Annotated in this window: 22 protein-coding genes; 15 read left to right on the plus strand and 7 right to left on the minus strand. The window is 72.3% G+C overall.

What is annotated here, in order from left to right; translation table 11 throughout:
- Positions 1 to 18 precede the first annotated feature (18 nt).
- The 3 genes from efeU to efeO all read right to left on the minus strand — a co-directional run bounded on the left by efeU (position 19) and on the right by efeO (position 3,500).
- On the minus strand, positions 19 to 870 hold the full coding sequence (efeU, locus tag ACIOHG_RS10390; RefSeq protein WP_400947847.1) for an iron uptake transporter permease EfeU: 852 nt from the start codon (positions 868 to 870) through the stop codon (positions 19 to 21).
- A gap of 48 nt (positions 871 to 918) precedes the next feature.
- Positions 919 to 2,202 carry an iron uptake transporter deferrochelatase/peroxidase subunit gene (gene efeB / locus ACIOHG_RS10395; RefSeq protein ID WP_400947850.1) on the minus strand — a complete coding sequence of 428 codons (1,284 nt, stop codon included), beginning with the start codon at positions 2,200 to 2,202 and terminating at the stop codon, positions 919 to 921.
- A gap of 140 nt (positions 2,203 to 2,342) precedes the next feature.
- Positions 2,343 to 3,500, minus strand: coding sequence for an iron uptake system protein EfeO (gene efeO, locus ACIOHG_RS10400; protein WP_400947853.1), 1,158 nt, complete (start codon positions 3,498 to 3,500; stop codon positions 2,343 to 2,345).
- Between the two features lie 425 nt (positions 3,501 to 3,925).
- Here efeO and ACIOHG_RS10405 point away from each other — a divergent pair, with 425 nt between their 5' ends.
- Complete coding sequence (locus ACIOHG_RS10405; RefSeq protein ID WP_400947856.1) at positions 3,926 to 4,126, plus strand: hypothetical protein; 201 nt, start codon at positions 3,926 to 3,928, stop codon at positions 4,124 to 4,126.
- A gap of 537 nt (positions 4,127 to 4,663) precedes the next feature.
- On the opposite strand, the gene ACIOHG_RS10410 is transcribed toward ACIOHG_RS10405, so the two are convergent.
- Together ACIOHG_RS10410 and ACIOHG_RS10415 are read right to left on the minus strand one after the other, a co-directional pair.
- Positions 4,664 to 5,212 carry a GNAT family N-acetyltransferase gene (locus ACIOHG_RS10410; RefSeq protein WP_400947858.1) on the minus strand — a complete coding sequence of 183 codons (549 nt, stop codon included), beginning with the start codon at positions 5,210 to 5,212 and terminating at the stop codon, positions 4,664 to 4,666.
- 16 nt (positions 5,213 to 5,228) lie between these two features.
- Entirely contained in the window at positions 5,229 to 6,536 is a 1,308-nt protein-coding gene (locus ACIOHG_RS10415) for a hypothetical protein (RefSeq protein ID WP_400947860.1), read from the minus strand.
- A 668-nt stretch (positions 6,537 to 7,204) separates the two neighbouring features.
- On the opposite strand from ACIOHG_RS10415, the gene ACIOHG_RS10420 reads away from it, so the two are divergent.
- The 3 genes from ACIOHG_RS10420 (at position 7,205) to ACIOHG_RS10430 (ending at position 8,862) form a co-directional block, all read left to right on the plus strand.
- Positions 7,205 to 7,612, plus strand: coding sequence for a hypothetical protein (locus ACIOHG_RS10420; protein WP_400947863.1), 408 nt, complete (start codon positions 7,205 to 7,207; stop codon positions 7,610 to 7,612).
- Positions 7,609 to 8,172 (plus strand): ATP-binding protein, encoded by a 564-nt coding sequence (locus ACIOHG_RS10425; RefSeq protein ID WP_400947866.1) that lies wholly within the window; start codon positions 7,609 to 7,611, stop codon positions 8,170 to 8,172. Before ACIOHG_RS10420 ends, ACIOHG_RS10425 begins: the two co-directional genes overlap by 4 nt.
- A gap of 240 nt (positions 8,173 to 8,412) precedes the next feature.
- Positions 8,413 to 8,862, plus strand: coding sequence for a DUF6415 family natural product biosynthesis protein (locus ACIOHG_RS10430; protein WP_400947869.1), 450 nt, complete (start codon positions 8,413 to 8,415; stop codon positions 8,860 to 8,862).
- Positions 8,863 to 8,953: 91 nt separating this feature from the next.
- Here ACIOHG_RS10430 and ACIOHG_RS10435 read toward each other — a convergent pair whose 3' ends face one another.
- Positions 8,954 to 9,088, minus strand: coding sequence for a hypothetical protein (locus ACIOHG_RS10435; protein ID WP_400947872.1), 135 nt, complete (start codon positions 9,086 to 9,088; stop codon positions 8,954 to 8,956).
- A gap of 491 nt (positions 9,089 to 9,579) precedes the next feature.
- Between ACIOHG_RS10435 and ACIOHG_RS10440 the strand changes: the two genes are divergently transcribed.
- Genes ACIOHG_RS10440 through ACIOHG_RS10480 form a run of 9 tightly spaced genes read left to right on the plus strand, consistent with a single transcriptional unit; the run spans position 9,580 to position 16,579 of the window.
- Positions 9,580 to 10,605: a thymidylate synthase gene (locus ACIOHG_RS10440; RefSeq protein WP_400947874.1), complete on the plus strand. Its 1,026-nt coding sequence runs from the start codon at positions 9,580 to 9,582 to the stop codon at positions 10,603 to 10,605.
- Positions 10,602 to 11,126 carry a nucleoside-diphosphate kinase gene (locus tag ACIOHG_RS10445; protein ID WP_400947877.1) on the plus strand — a complete coding sequence of 175 codons (525 nt, stop codon included), beginning with the start codon at positions 10,602 to 10,604 and terminating at the stop codon, positions 11,124 to 11,126. The genes ACIOHG_RS10440 and ACIOHG_RS10445 overlap by 4 nt, the downstream gene beginning before the upstream one ends.
- Entirely contained in the window at positions 11,123 to 12,298 is a 1,176-nt protein-coding gene (locus ACIOHG_RS10450; protein WP_400947880.1) for a radical SAM protein, read from the plus strand. The genes ACIOHG_RS10445 and ACIOHG_RS10450 overlap by 4 nt, the downstream gene beginning before the upstream one ends.
- Positions 12,299 to 12,309: 11 nt before the next feature.
- Positions 12,310 to 12,924 carry an exonuclease domain-containing protein gene (locus ACIOHG_RS10455; protein WP_400947882.1) on the plus strand — a complete coding sequence of 205 codons (615 nt, stop codon included), beginning with the start codon at positions 12,310 to 12,312 and terminating at the stop codon, positions 12,922 to 12,924.
- Positions 12,918 to 13,520, plus strand: coding sequence for an AAA family ATPase (locus tag ACIOHG_RS10460; protein ID WP_400947885.1), 603 nt, complete (start codon positions 12,918 to 12,920; stop codon positions 13,518 to 13,520). The genes ACIOHG_RS10455 and ACIOHG_RS10460 overlap by 7 nt, the downstream gene beginning before the upstream one ends.
- The gene (locus ACIOHG_RS10465; RefSeq protein WP_400947888.1) at positions 13,517 to 14,257 is read left to right on the plus strand and encodes an aldo/keto reductase; all 741 of its coding nucleotides are present in this window, start codon (positions 13,517 to 13,519) and stop codon (positions 14,255 to 14,257) included. Before ACIOHG_RS10460 ends, ACIOHG_RS10465 begins: the two co-directional genes overlap by 4 nt.
- An 11-nt stretch (positions 14,258 to 14,268) precedes the next feature.
- Positions 14,269 to 14,784 (plus strand): NUDIX domain-containing protein, encoded by a 516-nt coding sequence (locus ACIOHG_RS10470; protein WP_400947890.1) that lies wholly within the window; start codon positions 14,269 to 14,271, stop codon positions 14,782 to 14,784.
- Positions 14,781 to 15,311: an NUDIX domain-containing protein gene (locus tag ACIOHG_RS10475; RefSeq protein WP_400947892.1), complete on the plus strand. Its 531-nt coding sequence runs from the start codon at positions 14,781 to 14,783 to the stop codon at positions 15,309 to 15,311. The genes ACIOHG_RS10470 and ACIOHG_RS10475 overlap by 4 nt, the downstream gene beginning before the upstream one ends.
- A gap of 11 nt (positions 15,312 to 15,322) precedes the next feature.
- Positions 15,323 to 16,579 carry an NRDE family protein gene (locus ACIOHG_RS10480; RefSeq protein WP_400947895.1) on the plus strand — a complete coding sequence of 419 codons (1,257 nt, stop codon included), beginning with the start codon at positions 15,323 to 15,325 and terminating at the stop codon, positions 16,577 to 16,579.
- A 668-nt stretch (positions 16,580 to 17,247) separates the two neighbouring features.
- Here ACIOHG_RS10480 and ACIOHG_RS10485 read toward each other — a convergent pair.
- Positions 17,248 to 18,399: an acyl-CoA dehydrogenase family protein gene (locus tag ACIOHG_RS10485; RefSeq protein ID WP_400947897.1), complete on the minus strand. Its 1,152-nt coding sequence runs from the start codon at positions 18,397 to 18,399 to the stop codon at positions 17,248 to 17,250.
- Positions 18,400 to 18,497: 98 nt separating this feature from the next.
- On the opposite strand from ACIOHG_RS10485, the gene ACIOHG_RS10490 reads away from it, so the two are divergent.
- Together ACIOHG_RS10490 and ACIOHG_RS10495 are read left to right on the plus strand one after the other, a co-directional pair.
- Complete coding sequence (locus ACIOHG_RS10490) at positions 18,498 to 19,223, plus strand: TetR family transcriptional regulator (RefSeq protein ID WP_400947899.1); 726 nt, start codon at positions 18,498 to 18,500, stop codon at positions 19,221 to 19,223.
- Between the two features lie 218 nt (positions 19,224 to 19,441).
- The gene (locus tag ACIOHG_RS10495; RefSeq protein WP_400947901.1) at positions 19,442 to 19,855 is read left to right on the plus strand and encodes a Zn-ribbon domain-containing OB-fold protein; all 414 of its coding nucleotides are present in this window, start codon (positions 19,442 to 19,444) and stop codon (positions 19,853 to 19,855) included.
- Positions 19,856 to 19,976: the final 121 nt, after the last annotated feature.

Raw genomic sequence — 19,976 nt, forward strand, 5'->3', positions numbered from 1 at the left:
GCGGTCTTCGGCGTTCCGTCAGGCGGCCTTCGGCTCCGCGGCCGAGGAGGGGCGCAGCGGCGGGGCGCCGGCCGCCTTCGGCTTGCGGAAGAAGAAGAACAGCGTCGGCACCAGGTAGAGCAGCCAGACCCCGACCTGGAGCACCGTCGGGTCGGGCTGGAAGTTGAACACGCCCTTCAGCAGCGTCCCGTACCAGCTGTCGACCGGAATGGTGCTGGAGATGTCGAACGCCTTGTCGTGCAGGCCGGGCAGCCAGTCGGCCTCCTGGAGGTCGTGCACGCCGTAGGCGAGGACGCCGGCGGCGACCACGACCAGCATGCCGCCGGTCCAGGTGAAGAACTTCGCCAGGTTGATCTTCAGCGCGCCGCGGTAGAACAGCCAGCCCAGCACGGCCGAGGTGAGCAGGCCGAGGATCGCGCCGACCAGCGGGTTCCAGCCGTCGCCGGTGGCCTGCACGGCCGTCCAGATGAACAGCGCGGTCTCCAGTCCCTCCCGGCCGACCGCCAGGAAGGAGGTCACCACCAGGGCGACGGTGCCCATCGCCAGCGCGGCGTCCAGCTTGCCCTGGAGTTCGGACTTCAGGTGGCGGGCGGTGCGCCGCATCCAGAAGACCATCCAGGTGACCAGGCCGACCGCGATGATCGACAGGCTGCCGCCGAGCGCCTCCTGGGCCTCGAAGGACAGCTGGTCGGAGCCGAACTGGAGCACCGCGCCGAACGCCATCGACAGCGCGACGGCGCTGCCGACGCCGGCCCAGACCGGGCCGAGGCGGTCCCGGCGGCCGGTCTTGACCAGGTAGGCGATCAGGATGCAGACCACCAGGCTTGCTTCGAGGCCCTCGCGCAGGCCGATCAGGTAGTTGGCGAACACGGCGGTTCTCCTCCTTCGGGACTTCAGAAGAGTGTGGGGGGCGGGGGGTCAGCCGAAGAGGGTCTGGCCCCACCACTCGCCGGGCTTGCGGACACCGGGCGGGCAGGCGAAGTGGGCGGAACCGACGTGCGTGATGTACTCGTTCAGCTTGTCGTTGGCGGCGAGCCTGGTCTGCAGCGGGACGAACGCCTTGCGGGTGTCGCGCTGGTAGGCCAGGAAGAACAGGCCGGCGTCGAGGCGGCCGAGGCCGTCCGAGCCGTCGGTGAAGGAGTAGCCGCGGCGCAGGATCATCAGCCCGTTGTTGCTGTCGGGGTGCGCGAGGCGGACGTGCGAGTCCTTCGGCATCGCCGACAGGTCGGGGGTGTCGCGCTCCTTCTGCTTGCCGTAGGGGGCGCCCTCGACCTTGGTGCGGCCGAAGACGTCCTCCTGCTCCTTGAGCGAGGTGCGGTCCCAGGTCTCGATGGTCATCCGGATCCGGCGGGCCACCAGGTAGGAGCCGCCGGTCATCCAGTCGGCGCCGTCGCCGGGCGCCGCCCAGACGTGCTGGGCCAGCGCGTCGGCGTCGGTGCCCGCGATGTTGTGGGTGCCGTCCTTGAAGCCCATCAGGTTGCGCGGGGTCTGGCTGTCCGGCGTGGTCGAGGAGGTCTTGCCGAAACCGAGCTGCGACCAGCGGACGTTGACCACGCCCATGCCGATCCGGGCCAGGTTGCGGATCGCGTGCACCGCGACCTGCGGGTCGTCGGCGCAGGCCTGCACGCACAGGTCGCCGCCGCTGCGGCCGGCCTCCAGCCGGTCGCCCTTGAACTTCGGCAGCTCGACCAGCGCCTCCGGCCGCTTCGCCTTCAGGCCGAACCGGTCGGTGCCGTCCTTCTCGAACAGCGTCGGCCCGAACCCGATGGTCAGCGTCAGCCGGGAGGCCGGGAGGCCCAGCGCCTCGCCGGTGTCGTCCGGCGGCGACTCGGGCAGGACGCCGACGGCGCCGCCGCCGACCTCGCGGCCGCCGGTCATCGCGGCGGCGGCCTTCGTCCACTCCTTGAGCATCTTCACCAGCGCGTCGCGGTCCGTGGTGATCACGTCGAACGCGGCGAAGTGCAGCCGGTCCTGGACCGGCGTCGAGATCCCGGCCTGGTGCTCCCCGTAGAACGGGACGTCCGCCGGCTGCGGCGCGGCGGCGCTGTCCTCGCTCGACATGGTCGCGGCGGCGACCGTGCCCACCGCCGCGGCGCCGAGCGCGACGCCCGCGCCCGCCCAGCCTATGACGGCCCGTCGGCTGAGCCCGGCGCGCCGCGCCTCCCCGGCGGGGGCCGCCTGCTGCTCGTTCTCGGCGTCCATCTCTGGCGTTCCCTCTCGGACGTGTCCTGCACTGGTTGCGGGTCCTCGCACGGTTGCTCGGTCCCTGACGCGGGCTTAGCTTACGCTGCCCTAACTCCGGCCCCACTGGACCGTGACTTGCTGGGTCTACCCGCTCGGCGTTACTTGGTGACGACGGCGGCGGCGAGCTTGGAGAGGGGTTCGCCGAGGGAGTTGACGGCGTCGGAGAAGGTCTTGCGGCGGTCGTCGGGGACCTGGTCGTAGGGGGTGTAGGTGCCGTCGGGGTGGCGGTACTGGGCGAGGAGGGCGGTGATCTTCTCGAATTCGGTGTCGAGGGTGCGGGTGAGGGCGGGGTCGTGGTCGGCGGCGACGGGCTTGAGGAGTTCGTAGGCCTGGCGGGCGCCCTCGACGTTGGCGGCGAAGTCGGACAGGTCGGTGTGGCTGTAGCGGTCCTCCTCGCCGGTGATCTTGTTCTTGGCGACCTCGTCGAGGAGTTCCTTGGCGCCGTTGGCCATGCCGGTGGGGGTGATCTCGGCGGCAGGGATGCGCTTCTGCCAGTCCTTGAGGTCGGTGACGAGCTGGGCGGCGAGGGCCTTCTCCTCGTCGCCGGCCTTGTTGTCGGCCCACAGGGCCTTCTCCAGGCGGTGCCAGCCGGTCCACTGCTGGCCGTCCTCGAGGGCGTCCTCGCGGGTGTCGGTCTTCGGGTCGATGTCGCCGAAGCTCTCCGCCACCGGTTCGGTGCGCTCCCAGCCGACGCGGGAGGGGGCGAACAGGGCCTTGGCCTTGTCCAGGTCGCCGGCGGTGAGGGCGGCGGCGAACTGCTCGACGACGGGGATCGTGGCGTCGGCCTGCTCCTGGGCGTAGGCGCGGTAGTCGGCGACCGCGCGGGTCAGGCGCTCGTCGGTGGGGGCGGCGGCGGTGGTGGCGGCGGTGACGGTGATCTTCTGGCGGATGCCGTCGCCGGTCATGCCGGGCTTGCAGGCCACCTCGTAGGCGCCGGCCTTGATCTCGGCGTTGACGGTGGCCTTGGTGCCGGGGCCGATGTTCTCCCGCTCGGTGACGATCCGGTCGCCCTCGGCGTAGACGTAGACCTCGGTGGTCTTGCCGCCCTTGTTGGCGACCTCGAACTCCACGTGCCCCGCCGGGAAGGACGTCCGCGACAGCTCGCACTTGTCGTCGGTGGCGGTCACCCGCACCGGCCCGCCCGCCGCGTCCGCCGAACCCTTCCCCGCGTCCTTCTTCGAACAGCCCACCAGCCCCGCCCCCGCCACGGCGAGGACCAGGAACGCGGCAGCGACGGAACGACGACGGGCAGACATGCTCACTCCAGGGGCGAGGGTGCGAAGGATTCCGACCGGCCGCCGGGGCAACCCCGAGGCCGCGCAGTAAGCTAAGGCATACCTTAGATCCCCCGCCAGACCCCGACGACACCCTCATTCGGCCACCCATCACCCCCCATCCCTCCCTCCCGCCCAACCAGCCCCTCCCCCAAGCCAGTTGGCCCCGCCCCCAGCACCCCGCCCCACCCCGCATGTGACCGGGACCACGCCTGACCTGGCACTCCGTCAAGCCCGGGCAAAATCCCCGCCCCCGCGGCCCACCCGCCGCGCCCGCCCTGCGGAACGCGGGCGCCGGAACCTTAAAACCCCCGGGTCGCGGGCCCGGGCCGGTTCGAGTCCGGCAGTTCGAGCGGGCGAAGCGGGCCCCGGAGCAGCGGGCGGTGTGGCTGCGGAACATCACCGACGTGGAGTTGGTCGAGTTGGCGTCAGGGCGGTGGGGCAGTCCCGAGCAGGACATCGTGGACGAGGTGGGCCGGCGTCTCCAGGTGATCGCCGAGAGGCCGAGCCCGGCCCTCGCTGCGATGGAGGCGACCGGGCTCGTCGGCCTGGGTGCCGAGGAGCAATCGGCGGGCGGATCGGCCGAGACGGCAGGGGGCGGGGCGTGACGGTCTGCGCGGAGGAGCGGGAGGCTCGCGTGCTGGCCGCTCTGGAGGAGGATCGGCAGACTGCACACAGTGATCGCCCTTCGGCGGAAGACTGTGGGGCGGTCCCGCCGACCGCCCCCGAGCGCCGGGGCGCTGCGGTGCCCTGCCGATCTACCCCCCATCGGCAGGGCACCGCCATGCCGGGGTGCGTGGTGAACCTGCGCCCCTACACGCGGCCGAACCGCCGCCCGTACCCGCAGCCGGCGCGGGCCCGCCACCAGATCCAGCGGGCCGTCCGGGTGCGCCCCTGGCCGATGTGCGGGCACTCGGTGCTGGAGCACGCGGTCGAGAATGGGCGCCGGGCGTGTTCCCGGGGCGAGGGCGTGCGGATCTCCTGCCGGGCGTGCGCAGAGGTCTGGGCCCGCCTCTCGCCCCTTCAAGGTCTCGCGCTGTCCCCGGGGCTGGCAGCGCTTGCGGAGGTCTGCCGGAGGCTGTCGCCCGGGAACTCCTTCGTGCTGTCCTGACTGGTGCTGGGCCGGCGGGTGCCCGTCCGCCGGCTCAGAGGGTGATGGGCCGGAACATCGAGACGTAGCGGGGCGAACCGGGGTGCTGGATGATCCCCATCTTCGTGTACCCCCACTCCTCGTAGAGGGCCCGCACCCGGGGGTGGTCCTCCTCGACCAGGAGGTGCACCCGCTCCTCGGGGCGGTGCGACAGCAGCTCCTCGTGCAGGGTGTGGGCCATGCCGGTCTTCCTGACCTCGGGGAGAACCATGATCTCGCAGAACGCGAACGTCTTGCCGTCCGTCTCCGTGAGGTCGACACCGGGCTCCGTCTCGATCAGGCCGCCCCACTGGTAGTCGGCAGTGCGGCCGAACCCGTAGGCGTAGCCGATCGGCCGACCGCCGACCTCCCCGAGCGTGCAGCCCCAGCGGGGAGCGGCGGCCTGGCGGTGGAGACGGCCGGTGAACGCCTCCATGGTGAAGAACTCGTCCCCGGCCTTCTCCTCGGCGTAGATCCGGTCATAGAGGTCGAGTAGCACCGGCTCGATCTCGGGCAGATCCTCGGCGGTGCAGTAGGTGACGGTGAGGGTCGGTTGGGGGCCCACGGTGCTGCTCCTGTCCCTATGTTGCGGCGGTGACGGTGTCATAGCGTTCCACGAAGGAAGCTCCCTCGGGAAGATCCATCCCGGACAGCTTGTTCCGGACCGCGCCGAGGTGGACCGCCCAGCGGGGGGAGTTGACGGTCGGGTAGAGGTCGAGCGCTTCACCGGCCATGCTGATGCCCCGCTCGACCTGGCCGTCGGCGATGTAGCACTGCGCGAGGTGCACGGACGTGGCGAACTGGTTCCTCCTGAACCCGGGCGGGCGCAGCACCATCGCCTGCTCCTCCTGCTGGGCCGCCCTGTCGGGCTGACGCAGACTCATGTACGCCAGCGCCGAGGCCGACAGGACCTCACCGGCGCCAACGAAGGCGAGCCACGGGTCGGCCGGCTCGCCGCCGACGCGGTCGAGGACGGCCTCGGCCTTCGCCAGCGCGTTGCCGGTCTGGGCCTTCTGCCCGGACGCGGCGTAGCCGAGGGCGAGGCGGCCGTGCAGGAGGGCGGTCAGCCGGTGGTCGCGGCTGTTGCGGGTCGCGTCGAGCGCCAGGCGCGCGATGGTGACGGTCTCGGTCGCCCGGCCGAGGGCCCAGGACTGGCGGGACATGTACGCCCAGATGCGGGCCTGGAGCTGCCGGTCCCCGGCGAGGAGGCCGGCGCGCAGGCCGCTGTCGAAGTTCTTCGATGCACGCTCCTGGTCTCCGGAGTCGAAGGCGAACCATCCGGCGCTGGCGTGGAGTTCGCCGATCACCCGGTACAACGCTTTCTCGACGTTCGGCCCGTAGAGGCACCGGGCCATCGCGCTCTCGATCTGCCGGACGAACTCTTCCGCGATGTCGGCCAGTTGGTCGCCGCCGTAGAGGTCGTCCACGGCGTGCAACTTGGTGATGGTCACGCGGATGCGCTCGACGTCGCTTGCTCCTATCCGGCCGCCACTCGGTAGCGGGGCGAATGCGAAGCTGATCAGGTTGCCGGTCGCGGCGAGCATGAAGGAGCGGCGGCGCACGTGGTCCTCCTCCTGGTCGGGGGTCTCCACAAGCAGCGTAGAGGGCGGCTGGAACGCCGCAAGATCACGCAGTCTTTTACCCGAAAGGGTGAAGCCCAGTGCGTCGCCGGAGAGCTGGAAGACGTCCATCATGCTGACGAGGGACTGTACTTGCGGCTGCTTGGTCTCCCCGGACAGCCAGCGGCGGATCTGCCGGCCGGTGGCGTTCCCCGGTCTCTCGAACCGCTTCTCCTCGGCGGCGTTGACCTCCTTCGCCAGGTCCTCCGCGGACAGCTTGGCGCTCTCCATCAGCGCTCTGAGCACGTCGTTCGGACGGGCCTCTGCCATGGGCGCTCCTCAGGCCAGGAAGGCGACCCCCTCGCCAACCTTGTGCCGTCTCCTGCTCGGAAATGTCCTAGGGGCGTGAGGACAGCGCCACCAGAATGTCCTATCCCCGGTTGCGTGATCACCAGTTCACTGAATGTCAGCAGCCGGTGAGCAGCACGAGGAACACCGCAGACCGGCCGCTCCGTACTCCCGCAACGGCGCGGTGGTACGGGCCTGCGCCCCGCCCGGGACGTCACGGTCCCGGGGGCGTTTCCACACTGACGCCGCCTCGGCGGCCCACCAGGAGGGACAGACCCATGAGCAACAACAACTACGGCAGCGGGAACAACGACCACAACACCGGCAGCGGCGAGGGCGGCAACAACGACCACGCCGACGGTTCGACCGGCGGCGACGAGTAGTCAGCCCCCTACGCAGCAGGGCCCCGGATGCGCCCCTTCGTCAAGCGCCCGGGGCCCTGCCCCCTCGCGGAAGAGTCAGCGCCCCTGTCCGCCGCACGTACACCGACGTGACTGGCACTCAGACCAGGCCGGCACCCGCACGAGCTTCACCGCGGGCCCCGGATTCCCAGCGGCGCACACGCTCCCTACCGAGCTGCCGTGCCCGGCCCCGCCCCCCGACGGGTCCGGCACGGCGACCAACTGTGTCGTCCACACAGGAGCCTCCCCATGCGCACCGCCCTCGTGTACCTCTGCACAAGCGACACCCTCAGCCTGGCCCTCCTCAAGCCGTGGTGCGCCCAGCGCGCCACGGCCGAGAACATCCCGGTGTCCGAGACCATCGTCGACACCGACGAACTCCTCCCGGCGGCCGAGCGCGCCGGCCGGCAGCGCGTGATGGCGCTCGCGGCCAGCGGCGACATCGTGATGGTCGTGACACTCGACCGCACGATGCTCGCCATCGGCCGCAAGGGCTGGGACGACCTGGCGGCCGATGTCGCCGAGCACGGCGCGGTTCTGATCACCCATCGGACGCCCGTACCGTCGATCCCGCCCACGGACTGGGCGCAGTTGCTCCCGGCCGCCCCCGCCTCTCCCCCGGTGGTGGAGCTGGTCGACGCCGGGGGGCAGCGGTGAGCGGGCAAAGGGGCCAGCGTTCCGGTCGGGTCTACCGCCTGGCGATCGACGCGACAGCTCCCGCCCTGGAGATACGCCTCGGCGTGGTCGGTCCGGTGCGGGAGCAGCTGGACAAGGTGCTCACGGACTGGGGCATCGGGAGTGCCGACCGCGGCGACATGATGTGGATCGCGCACGAGCTGGTGGCGAACGCGCTCCGGCACAGCCCGCCCGGCCGCCACCAGGTGAGCATGTTCCTGTTCCCCGAGGGGCACCGCCGGGTGGTGGCTGTCCACGACGGCAGCAGGGCGATGCCCTACCTCCCGGCGGACGCGGTCGACAACAGCAACGCCGAGTCCGGCCGCGGCATGCTGCTGGTCGCAGGGCTCGCCGAGCGGTGGCAGGCCGACCTCACGCCGCACGGGAAGAAGGTGTGGGCGGTGCTGGCCCTCAAACAGCCTGTGCCGCTGGTGCAACTGGCGTCGATCACGCCGCAGGCCGTACGGCGCGCGGAGGTCATCGCGGCAGCCGTCAGCACGTCCCGCTTACGGGTGGTCCGGCCTCGCCGGGCGGTCGCGTAGGCACCACAGACTCCCGGGGACTCGTGCACCCCGGGTGTCCGCCGGTCACGCCCGGCGGACGAATCGGCGCGCTCGTCAGCGCGCCGGGCCTCCTGTCCTCATGGGTCGGGCATGGGAGGCCGCCACGGAGGCCCCGCAGGCAGTCACGCGTCTCCCGCCGGCGGGGCCTCCCTCCAACTGCTCCCGGTCCGACCGACAGCGCGAGGCTGGGGAGTCCCGCCCCGTTTCCCGGAGGACGTTGTGCAGCACCATTCCAACGAGCCGGTCCGGCTCGACGCGGCGGCCGTCGCTACGGCGCTGGACCGTGTGGACCAGCTCATGGCCGGTGCCCAGGCCGGCGGGCCGCCGCCCGAGGACGGGTTGGTGGAGCTGCTGGACGAGCTGATCGGGCACTTGGCCCTGCTGGTCGTGGAGGTGGACTCCGCCTACGGCGCCCTGCCGGAACGCTCGGCGGCGCGGGGCCCGGTCGAAGCTGCGCTCCGCGGTGCCCGCAGCCTGCTGGGCAGCCCGCCGTCGGGCCTGTTCACGAGCGTCGTTCTCTTCGGGACGTACTGCCGGGTGCTGGCCACCCTGCGGTGGTTGCACCCCCTCTTCGACGAGGTCCGCCTGCCCGGCGTGCCGTACGGCGGAATCCGGCTCAGCAGCGGCCCGCCTGGTCGCCACCGGCACGCCCGGATGCGGGCACCGTAGGGGCGGCGGCCGAGGACAGGCCGGTGAGCGCCGCAGGGCCGGGCGCCCGGGAGGCCCGCCGCTGGCTGGAGGCGGAGCTGGGGCGGCTCGGCTACGACAGCAAGCGGCCCATGTACACCGAGGACGGCCGGCACTTCCGGCCGGTGCTCGGCACGCCGGGCTGGTGCTCGGTCGGCTGGGCGCCGACGGAGGCGTGGCCGCCGGGTGCGCTCGCCTGCTGGAGCATCGGCTGGCACCCCGCTGCCGAGTTCGCCCGCGACGGCCGCAAGACCGTCACGAAGGGCGCGGGGCGGCACTGGGAGGAGTGCAAGGTGCTCGCGGCGCTGCGGAGCCTGGGGCTCCAGGCGGCGGTGACCGGCCCGCCCCGGAGCCCGGAGCGCTTCGACTCGCTGGCCCTGCTGGCCTGGGAGCCGGCGCCCGGTGCCGTCGCGGACTGGCCGCCGGCCGACGCCTGGAGCGGGGTGCCGCCGAGCACTGGCGGACCGGCGTCGGCCAGCTCCTCGGTGACCTCGCCGCGATCGGCCGGTACCGGTTCCGGACCGCGTGGGAGCACCCCGCCGCGTACCACGGCGCCGCCGGCGTCATCGTCTGGCGCGGCCCGCGCCCGTTCCTGCCCAGCTGATCTCCGCCGTCCCCGGGTCCTGCGCTTCCGGGGACGGTGGCACCACCGCGCCGGCCCGTCCGGCCGGACACCCCTTCTCGAAGCGGAGGTTCAACGTGATCGCACCGCCCGTGTTCCCCACGTTCCAAGGCGCGTACGCCGCTGTGCTGCGGCACGTCACCGCGCACCACGAGCACGTCAACACCGCTCGGGGCAACGACAGCCACGAGATCATCGGGGCGAGCTTCCGGCTCTCCGACCCGCGCCAGCGGGCCCTGTACCTGGAGGCCCGGCCAGTCAACCCCGTGTACCACTACGCGGAGGCGCTCTGGTACGTGGGCGGCCTGCGGAACCTGGACCTGATCGGCCACTACGCGAACCGTCGCCGGGCGGACTCGCGCGACGGGACCACGATCGAGGGCTCCTCGTACGGCGCCCGGATCTTCGCACCCCAGCCGGACGGCGGCCCGTCCGCGTTCGACCGCGCGTTGGAGCTGCTGCGGGCCGAGAAGGACAGCAAGCGGGCCTACATGCCCATCTTCGAGGCCCGGGACCTGGACGAGATCGGCCACCCCGACCTCCCGTGCCTGGTCGGACTCCACTTGCTGGCCCGCGACGGTCACCTGCACATGGTCACCTACATGCGCGCGAACGACGCCAACCGCGGCATGGTGTGCGACGTCTACTCCTTCACCCTGATCCAGGAGTTCGCCGCCGTCCTGCTCGGCCTGCGCCTGGGCAGCTACACCCACCACGTCGGGTCGATGCACGTCGGCGTCCGGGACCTGGAGCGCGCGGGCAGGGTGGTGGAGGAGACGGACGCGGCCGGCGCCACGGCCGCACCGCTGTTCCCGGCCCCGGTGATGCCCTTCGGCACCACGTGGCAGCACATCCGGACCGTGCTGGTGCACGAGGAGCTGCTGCGCACCAACCAGGTCCAGTACACCCCGGACGATGTCGCCGGCCTGAACCTGCCGCCGTACTGGCAGCGGGTGCTGCTGCTGTTCGAGGCGCACCGGCAGCTCGTCAACTGCCCGGCGGATCCGGTCGACCGGCAGGTCCTCGACGCGCTGGAGCCCGGGGCGCGCTGGCAGTTCGAGCGCCGCTGGCCCACCCGCGTCACCGCCGGGGCGGTCGCGTGAGCGGGGACCCGCGGCGCGAGGTGGACTGGTCGCGCTGGAGCGTGGTCCTCCTCAAGCCGGACTGCCTGCGCCGGGGCCTGGCCGACCAGGTGCTGGCCCGGCTGGAGCCGACGGTGCGGATCGTGCACCGGCGCCTGGTCGTCGTCGCCGACTGGCAGATCCACGTCCACTACTGGGACCTGCTGGTCAACCGGCGCCGATTCGAGGTGGACGTGCCCGGCTGCCTGCGCGCGACGTACGTCGGCCGGCAGGTGGAGGTTGCGCTCGCCCACGGCGCCCCGGGCACACCCGAGCGGCTGCGCGGCCTGCTCGGGCACTTTGACCCGACCCAGGCGGAGCCGGGGACGATCCGCGCCGACTTCGGCACCGACAGCCTCACCGCCGCCCGCGCCGACCGGCGCCTGGTGGAGAACCTGATCCACACCTCCGACCACAGCCGTGCCGCGCGCCGGGACTTCGGGACGTGGTTCGGCACTGACCAGCACCAGCTGCTCGACCTCCAGGAGGAACAACGCCGATGACGACCGCTGCCCCCAGGCGCCGACGCCTGCTGCCGCTGCTCACGATGGAGCAGATCGCCTCGCTCAAGCCCGAGCTCGCCAACGTCATCGAGTACCGGAAGTCCGGGCTGTCGGTGAACCACATCGTGGGCTGCCCGCTGGACTGCAGCTACTGCGTGCGGCACCTGTTCGACAACTTCGAGCTCAAGACCCCGCGGCGGCTGATGAGCGACGAGGACGCGGTGAAGCTGCTGACCGAGCACGAGCACTTCCGGCCGCACCGGACGCCGATCCAGATCTTCAACCGGGCGACCGACCCGATGCTGCCCGTCGTCAAGCCGCACACGTTCAACACCCTGCGGCTGCTGGACGAGCAGGGCCTGACCAACCACGTCCTGATCATCACCCGGTGGCGGGTCGACCCCGAGGACTGCGCGGTCCTGAACTCCTTCCGGAACATCCGGTTGACGGTGCTGGTCACGCACTCCGGCATCGACCACCCGGGCATCGAGCCGGTGGACTCGGCCATCGCCGCGGCCAGCCTCAAGACGCTCCACGAGCACGCCGAGCGGTACCGCACGGTGCTGTACTGGCGGCCGATCGTGCCGGGCCTCAACGACAGCGACGAGCACATCGCGCGGGCCCTGGAGCTGTCGAAGCATGCCCATACGACGGTGTTCACCGGGCTGTTCTTCCGCCAGGAGATCGCCCAGTACTACGCCGACCACGGCCTGCCGCTGCCGTACGACGACATCGCCCGCCGCAAGATCATGCCGGAGCAGTCCGAGCAGCGAATCCTCGACGCCTTCCGCCGGCCCGACGACCAGCGCGAACCGTACGGGCCGCTGTTCCGGAAGACGAGCTGCGGCGTCGCCTACGCCCACAAGGTGGCCGACTACAACGGCCACTACGGCATCAAGGAGCTGTGCGACATCTGCCCGGTCGCGCAACTCGGCCTGTGCCGCGACGCCTGGAAGGCCCCGAGCCTGGAGGAGGCCACCGAAGCCGCCCGTGCTCTCGGAGCGACCGGCGACGTTGAGATCACGGACCGCGCCATCATCGTCGAGGGCCTGAACGAGCCGCCGCGCTACTACCTCCAGCACGGCTTCGGCTACCAGGTCCACGACCGTGACAAGCCGCACCGCCCCCGCCGCCACGGCCGAGCCGAGATCGGCTGGGACGGCTCGAAGTAGAGGAGATCGCGATGGACTTCGGCACCTGGCCCCCCGTCTTCGTCGTGGACGTCGAAGGCAACGGCGGGCAGCCCCCGGAGCTGGTAGAGGTCGCCGCGATTCCCGTTGTCGGCGGGAGTCCGGTGCCGTCGTCCGTCCGCTCCACCCTGCTGCGCCCGCCGACCCCGATCACGCCGTTCGCCCGGCGGGTGCACGGCATCCGCAACCAGGACGTCGAGCAGGCCCCGACCTGGGAGCAGGTGGGCCCGCAGATCCACGCCTCCTTGGAGGGCGTGTGGATCTGCGCGCACAACGCGCACGTGGACTACGGCGTCCTACTGCGGCACATGCCCGACTGGAAACCGGCCGGGGTGCTGGACACCCTGCGGCTGGCCCGCGCCACCTACCCGAAGGCCGGCGGGTACAGCCTCGACGCGCTGGTCGAGACAGCCGGCATCGACCTGGCGTCGATTCCCGGCCGGCGCCACCGGGCGGCCTTAGACGCCCACGCCACCGCGCTGCTGCTGATCGCCCTCGCCGGGCACTACGGCACCTGGGACGCGCTGCTCGAAGCCGCCGTCCCGCCCGGGATGCCCGGCGCCCCCCTTCCGCCCGTCCCCGAATCCGAGGAACAGACACTGTGGTGAACCCGCTCCGCATCTACATCGCCGGCACGCACTCGACCGGCAAGACCACCCTGGCCAAGCGCATCGAGATGGAGCTGCGCGCCCACGGCGTCGTCGTCGCCCGCACCGGCGGCTTCGCCAAGCGGGCCGCCGAGCTCGGCTTCCCGAAGATGACCAGGCACACCGCCGACTCGACCGCCTGGATCATCAACGCCACCGCCAACGCCGCCCTGGAAGCCGAACGCACCGCGGACGTCGTGATCGTGGACCGGACCCCCTTCGACGCGCTCGCGTACTACCTGGCCGCCGTCCAGCACCGCGGCGAGCGCCCCGACCCCGAGGCGCTGTCCCGCCTGACCACCCTGGCGCAGCTGGCCAGCCCCCGGCGGCATGTGTTCCTCGGCACCCAGCTCGACCCGGCACTGCCGTTGGCCGAGCACCCGGGCAAGGACCCCGACTGGACCGACGCCGCGTTCCGCACGGCCGTGGACGAGCAGCTGCACCGCTCCCTCGCCGCCTACGCCATCCCGTACATCCCGGTACCCAGCAACTGGCACGCCGGCGCCGTCGACTTGGCGCTCAGCGCGATCACCGCTTCCCTGGAGACGGCCGCGTGAACAGGATCGCCATCGCGGGCAAGGAGGTGCCCCGGCTGGGCCTGGGCACCATGCGGCTGACCGGCCCCGGCACCTGGGGCCAGCCGGCCGACCCGGCCGGCGCCGTCGCGCTGCTGCGCACCGCCGTCCACGACCTCGGCGTCCTGCACATCGACACCGCCGACGCCTACGGCCCGCACACCGTCGAGGAGTTGATCCGCCGCGCGCTGCACCCCTACCCCGAGCCGCTGCTGCTGGCGACGAAGGTCGGGATGGTGCGGCCCGCGCCGAACATCTGGCGCCCGCTGGGCCGCCCCGAGTACCTGCGGGCCGCTGTGGAGGCGTCCCTGCGCCGGCTGGGGGCCGAGCAGCTCGACCTGTGCTACCTGCACCGCGTCGACCCCGCGGTGCCGCTGGCCGACCAGCTCGGCGAGCTGGCGGCGCTCCGGCAGGAGGGGAAGATCGGCGAGATCGGCCTGTCGAAGGTGACGCCCGATCAGGTGCGCGAGGCCGACGGGCTGCTCCCGGTCGCCGCGGTTCAGAACGTCCTCAACGTCACGGAGCCGGACGACCCGACGCTGGCCTACTGCATGGTCAACGGCATCCCGTACGTGCCCTACCGGCCGCTGAACGCCGGGAAGCTGCCCGACCCGGCGGCGGCGCTGCGGTGGCTGCTGGACCTCAGCCCCATGGTGGCGCCGATCCCCGGCACCGCGAACCCCATCCACCTGCGCGCGCTGTTCGCGCCCGAGTCCTGAGCGGCGGGGCGATGGCGGAGACCTGGATTCCCCGCGAGGAGTTCGTCGAGACGCTGCCCCGCGCCCTGCACGGGTGCGGTGTGCTGCTGTTCGACCCGGACGGGAAGCTGCTGCTCCTGCACAACTCCTACAGTGCGGGCCGAACCGCGAAGGGCTGGCCGCAGCGCTGGTGGGCGCCGGGCGGCCTGCTCGACGCTGGGGAGATCCCCGAGCAGGCGGCGCGGCGGGAGGTCGCGGAGGAGACCGGCCTCGACCTGGAAGGCGTCCTGCGCCCGGTCGGCGTGGACTTCCTGCCGCCGGCCGAGGGCTGGCCGCCCGTCTCGACGTACTTCTTCTCGACTTGGCCCCTCACTCGGGAGCAGGCCGATTCGGTCGTCCTGTCCGAGGCGCACGACCAGCACAGGTTCCTGGAACTCGCCGACTGGGAGCGGGAGGTGTCGGCCACGATGTACGCGCGCCTGACCGCGCTGGTCCTCGCCGTCGAGACCGGGCGCCAGGTCGTCCTGCACTGCGGGAGGCCGATGTGAGCTGGGAGCAGCACGGCCGCGAGACGCGACTGAAGGCACCCGGCCTCGCCGTCCACCTCGACCAGGTCGTCCGGCCGGACGGGCGGCCGGGCGAGGTGTGGGTCACCGAGCAGCCGGACGGCGCGCTGATCGTCCCGGTGGACGACCAGGGGCGGGTCGGCATGGTCCGTTCCGTCACGTACGTCCACGGCGAGATCGTCACCCCGCCGGGAGGCCATGTCGAGCCCGGCGAGAGCCCCGAGGAAGCCGGGCGGCGCGAGCTCCGCGAAGAGGCCGGGCTGACCGCCCGGGAGTGGACGGCGCTGGGCAGCGTCGTCCTGGGCACCCGGAACACGGCGAGCCTGCACTTCTTCCTGGCGCGCGGTCTGACCCTCGGTGAGCAGCGGCTGACCGACTCGGAGTTCGGGATGGTCTTGGAGTGGTGGGAGATGTCCGACGCGGTGAAGGCCGCGTACGGCGGCCGACTGGCTTTGTCCGGATCGTCGCTCGGCATCCTCCTGGCCGCCCATCACCTGGCCTCTGCGTAGGGGGACTGCCCGTGTGCACGGTGTTCGTCAGCGTCGACCCCGGCTCGGCGGTGCCGGTCCTGGTGCTCGCCGTTCGGGACGAGTACACCGATCGGGGGTGGCTGCCGCCCGGCCGCCACTGGCCGGACCGGCCTGGCGTCGTCGGCGGCCTCGACCTGGACGCGGGCGGGACCTGGCTGGCGGTCGCGCCCGGTGCCGGGCGCGAGGCGGTGGCGGCCTGCCTGCTCAACGGCTTCGGGCACACCGCGGACCCTCAGCGGCGGCTCTCCCGGGGCGGGCTGCCGCTGATCGCGGTGAGCGGCCAGCCGGTCGACCAGGTGGAGCGCTACGACCCGTTCCACCTGGTCGTCGCCCGCCCCTCCGGGGTGCGGGTGGTCAGCTGGGACGGCAGCAGCGTGGAGGAGTCCGAGCTGCCTGCCGGCCTGAGCGCCATCCTCAACGACGGGCCGGAGGGCCGGAGGAGCAGCGCCGCCTGCCCGCCGGGCATCCTCGCCACGATGAACGCCCGGCTGGCCCGCTTCCGGGCGCGGCTGCAAGCCGCCGCCCGGCCTGAGCCGGCATCCGGCCCGCCGGAGGTCGCCTGGGGCCCGTGGCTGCCGATCGCGCGCGGAGACGGGCTTCCCCCGGACGATCCGGCGGCGCTGATACGCCTGCTGACGCCACCGGGCGGGCGGGTCTGGGGCTCCGTGTCGCTGTCGCTGATCGCCCTCTCGCGCGAGGGCATCCGCTACGACTTCGGCGCCGTCTCCGAGCACGGCCCTTCGCCCCGGGTCGGCCTGGAGACGGTGCTCGACCGAACCGTGTTGAGCACCAGCAGAGAGCGAACCCCCATGGACAAGGAACCGTCGGCCGAGTCGCTGGCCGAGATGGGCGCGCAGATGGAGGCGTGGCTGGTCGCTCGCGGGCACAGCCCCAGCATCCCCGCGTCGACCGCCGACGCACCGAAGTGGCAGCGGGACATGCTGACGGTGCTGTCGGCGGCGGAGGCGGCGGGGGTGCTCAGGAAGTGCCCGCACCTGACCCCCGAGCCGCAGCCGGCTGCGGTGATGGCGGAGGCCCCCGACCTCCTCCTGTGCCTGCCCTGCTACTCGGAGGTCCTCCCGAGGCGGGTTTGTCCGGACTGCCGGAAGCCGTCGGGGTCGGCTTCCCTGGAGGGCGGTGTCGAGGACGTGAGGCGGGGTCCGCTGCTGATCTACTCCCGGATGCGGTGCGCCCAGTGCGCGTGGTTGAAGTCGCCGACCGGCCCGGAGGGGACCTTCGGTGCCTGAGCGCCCCCGCCGCAGTGTCCGGTGCCGATGCCGCTGGCAGGGGAGTTGATGTTCGGTCAGGCTGGCGACTTCCCGCCGCAGGCCATCTCTTTCGGGTGATGTTTGCGGCGGACGGCAATCCGATCGGGCAGAGTGTCAACGGGCAACACAGACCGCCCGTGTCCATGCTCCGCAGGCTGGATGTGGGGTGGATGAGAGGGTTCGGCAGCATGCTGCCGGGCCCTCTACCTGTTTCCGCCCGGGCCTTCCCGGCCTGCGCCGACAGGGGCGGATTTGGCCATCTTCTCGGCACGGTGGCCGGATCGCTCCGGGCTCCCGGCGCCCCTCCCCGAAGTGACCCTCACCCTGCGTGACCTGCCCGTGCTCCCGAGCGTGCTCCCACGGGAGCGCGGGGGCGGTTATATCCGGGGAGATCCGGGCCGGAACGGGGAGATGCGGGCGCGTTTTCGCGGGTCGGCAGATCGTCGCAGGTCAGTGGAGGTTCCCCCGGCGGTTCGAGTCCGGCTCCGGGGCGGCCCACTCGCGCGGCGTGCGGCCCTCCGGCTTCGACCCGCGCCGGCGGCATGCTTGCGGTCGGTCCGCCGGCCGTTTCGGCGGCGGACCGACCAACCCGAAAACGACCGGACCGGCAGGGTGCCGGCCCGGTCGGACTCCCGGTTGACTCCCGGTCAGGGGAGGTTGCGGGCCATCACGATGCGCTGGACCTGGTTGGTGCCCTCGTAGATCTGGGTGATCTTCGCGTCCCGCATCATCCGCTCCACCGGGTAGTCCCGCGTGTACCCGTACCCGCCCAGCAGCTGCACCGCGTCCACCGTGATCTCCATCGCCGCGTCCGAAGCAAAGCACTTGGCCGCCGCGCCGAAGAAGGTCAGGTCGCCGTCGCCGCGCTGCGACTTGGCAGCCGCGGCGTAGGTGAGCTGGCGGGCCGCCTCCAGCTTCATCGCCATGTCGGCGAGCATGAACTGCACGCCCTGGAAGTCGGCGATCGCCTTCCCGAACTGCCGGCGCTCCCTCACGTAGCCCTTGGCGTAGTCCAGCGCGCCCTGGGCGATGCCCAGCGCCTGGGCGGCGATGGTCACCCGGGTGTGGTCCAGGGTGCGCATGGCGGTGGCGAAGCCGGTGCCCTCCGCGCCGATCATCCGCTCCGCCGGGATGCGCACGTTGTCGAAGTACACCTCCCGGGTCGGCGAGCCCTTGATGCCGAGCTTCTTCTCCGGCGCGCCGAAGGAGACGCCCTCGTCGCCCTTCTCCACCACGAACGCCGAGATGCCCTTGGAGCGCTTGTCCGGGTCGGTCACCGCCATCACCGTGTAGTACTCCGAGACGCCCGCGTTGGTGATCCACCGCTTCACACCGTTGAGGACCCAGAAGTCGCCGTCGCGCACCGCCCGGGTCCGCATCCCCGCCGCGTCCGAACCCGCCTCCGGCTCCGACAGGCAGTACGAGAACATGCCCTCCCCGCGCGCCAGCGCCCCCAGGTACTTCGCCTTCAACTCCTCCGAACCCGACAGCTGCACCGGCAGCGAACCCAGCTTGTTCACCGCCGGGATCAGCGACGACGACGCGCACACCCGCGCCACCTCCTCGATCACCAGCACCGTCGCCAGCGCGTCCGCCCCCGCACCCCCGTACTCCTCCGGCACGTGCACCGCATGCAGGTCGTTCGCCAGCAGCGCGTCCAGCGCCTCCTGCGGGAAACGCCCCTCCTCGTCGACCGCCGCCGCGAACGGGGCGATCTTCGCCTCCGCCAACGAACGCACCGACTCCCGGAGCATCTCGTGCTCCTCGCCGATCCGATACAGGTCGAAGTCCTGGGTCATGGCAGTCTCCTCGGTGTGGCACTCAGTACCCCCGATTATGCACACTGAGTACCGCCGATCACAGCCTCGACGCCCCGGTCGGTGCTACCGTCCGGGGTATGAGCGAGGTGCATGGGCAGGAACGGGCCGCCGGGAGCGAGAAGGGGCGGCCGACGATGCGGGACGCCCTGGTGGAGGCGGCGTTCCGGCTGTTCTCGGAGCGGGGCTTCGAGCAGACCACGGTGGACGACATCGTCTCGCTCGCGGGGGTCGGCCGGCGGTCGTTCTTCCGGTACTTCCCGTCCAAGGAGGCCGTGGTCTTCCCGGACCACGACGGCTGCCTGGCCGACATGACGGCGTTCCTGGCCGAGGCCGACCCGGCCGGCGACCCGGTGGAGCAGGTCTGCGACGCGGCCCGCCTGGTGCTGCGGATGTACGCGGCGAACCCGGCCTTCTCGGTGGGGCGCTACCGGCTGACGAAGCAGGTCCCGAACCTGCGCATCCACGAACTGTCGGTGGTCTGGCGCTACGAGCGCACCCTGGCCGGCCACCTGCGCTCGCGCTACGCGGCCCGCGCCGACGGCGGGCTGCGCGCGGACGTGATCGCGGCCGCGGTGGTCGCCGCGCACAACTACGCGCTGCGGTCCTGGCTGCGCTCCGGCGGCGAGGGCGACGTGGGCGCGGCGGTGGACGAGGCGCTGCAGCTGGTGGTGGACACCTGGGGCAACGGCGCCGCGGGCAGCGGGTCCGGCTCGGCGGACGAGGAGGTCGTGGTGATGGTGGCCCGGCGCGGCACGCCGATGTGGCGGGTGGTGCAGGGCGTCGAGGCGGCCCTGGAGGGCTGATCCCGGACCGGCGCCCCGGGCCCGGAATCTGACGGACCGTCGGCGAACTGGCGGCGGACCCTCGGCGGACCGTCGACAATCGGACGAACCGACTGGCACTCGGTACCTTTACAGAAGGCACTGAGTGCCATACCTTCCTTCTGGCAGACGCCCCGACCGCACGCCCTCGTACCGGGCGGCGGTACGGCGGCCCACCCCGGCTCAGGGAGGAGACGGCCATGACCCTCACGCTCGCACCGGCCGCACCGACGACGACCACCCCGCCGACCCCGTTCGCGCCGACCCCGCCCACCGCGGCGGCGCCCGGCGAGTCGGAGCTCGGCTACCTGCGCTGCCACTGGTGCCACTCGGCCAGCGCCACCACCTGCCTGCTCTGCCCGGTGTGCGGCTCGGCCGACCTGGAGCCGGCCGCCGCCTCCGGCCGGGGCACGGTGCAGCGCCTGCTCCGCCCGACCCGCCGCGGACCGCACCTGAACCGCCCGTACCTGATCGTGCTGGACGAGGGCTTCACCGTGCAGGCGGCGGTGCTCGGCGGCCTGCCGGGCGCGGTGCCGATCGGCGCGCAGGTGCAGCTGGTCACCAGCGAGGAGGGCGGCCGGGTGCTGACCTTCCGCCTCGCCCCCCGGATCTGACCCCGCCCTCCCCTACCCCGGCCCGACGCCCCGGGTCCGACACACCGGATCTGGCACACCGGATCTGACGCACCGTCGGGCGGCGCTCGACCACGCGTTCGACCCCTGCCCCTCCGCTGGC

It is taken from the genome of Kitasatospora sp. NPDC088134, assembly GCF_044741705.1.
Classification (GTDB): domain Bacteria; phylum Actinomycetota; class Actinomycetes; order Streptomycetales; family Streptomycetaceae; genus Kitasatospora.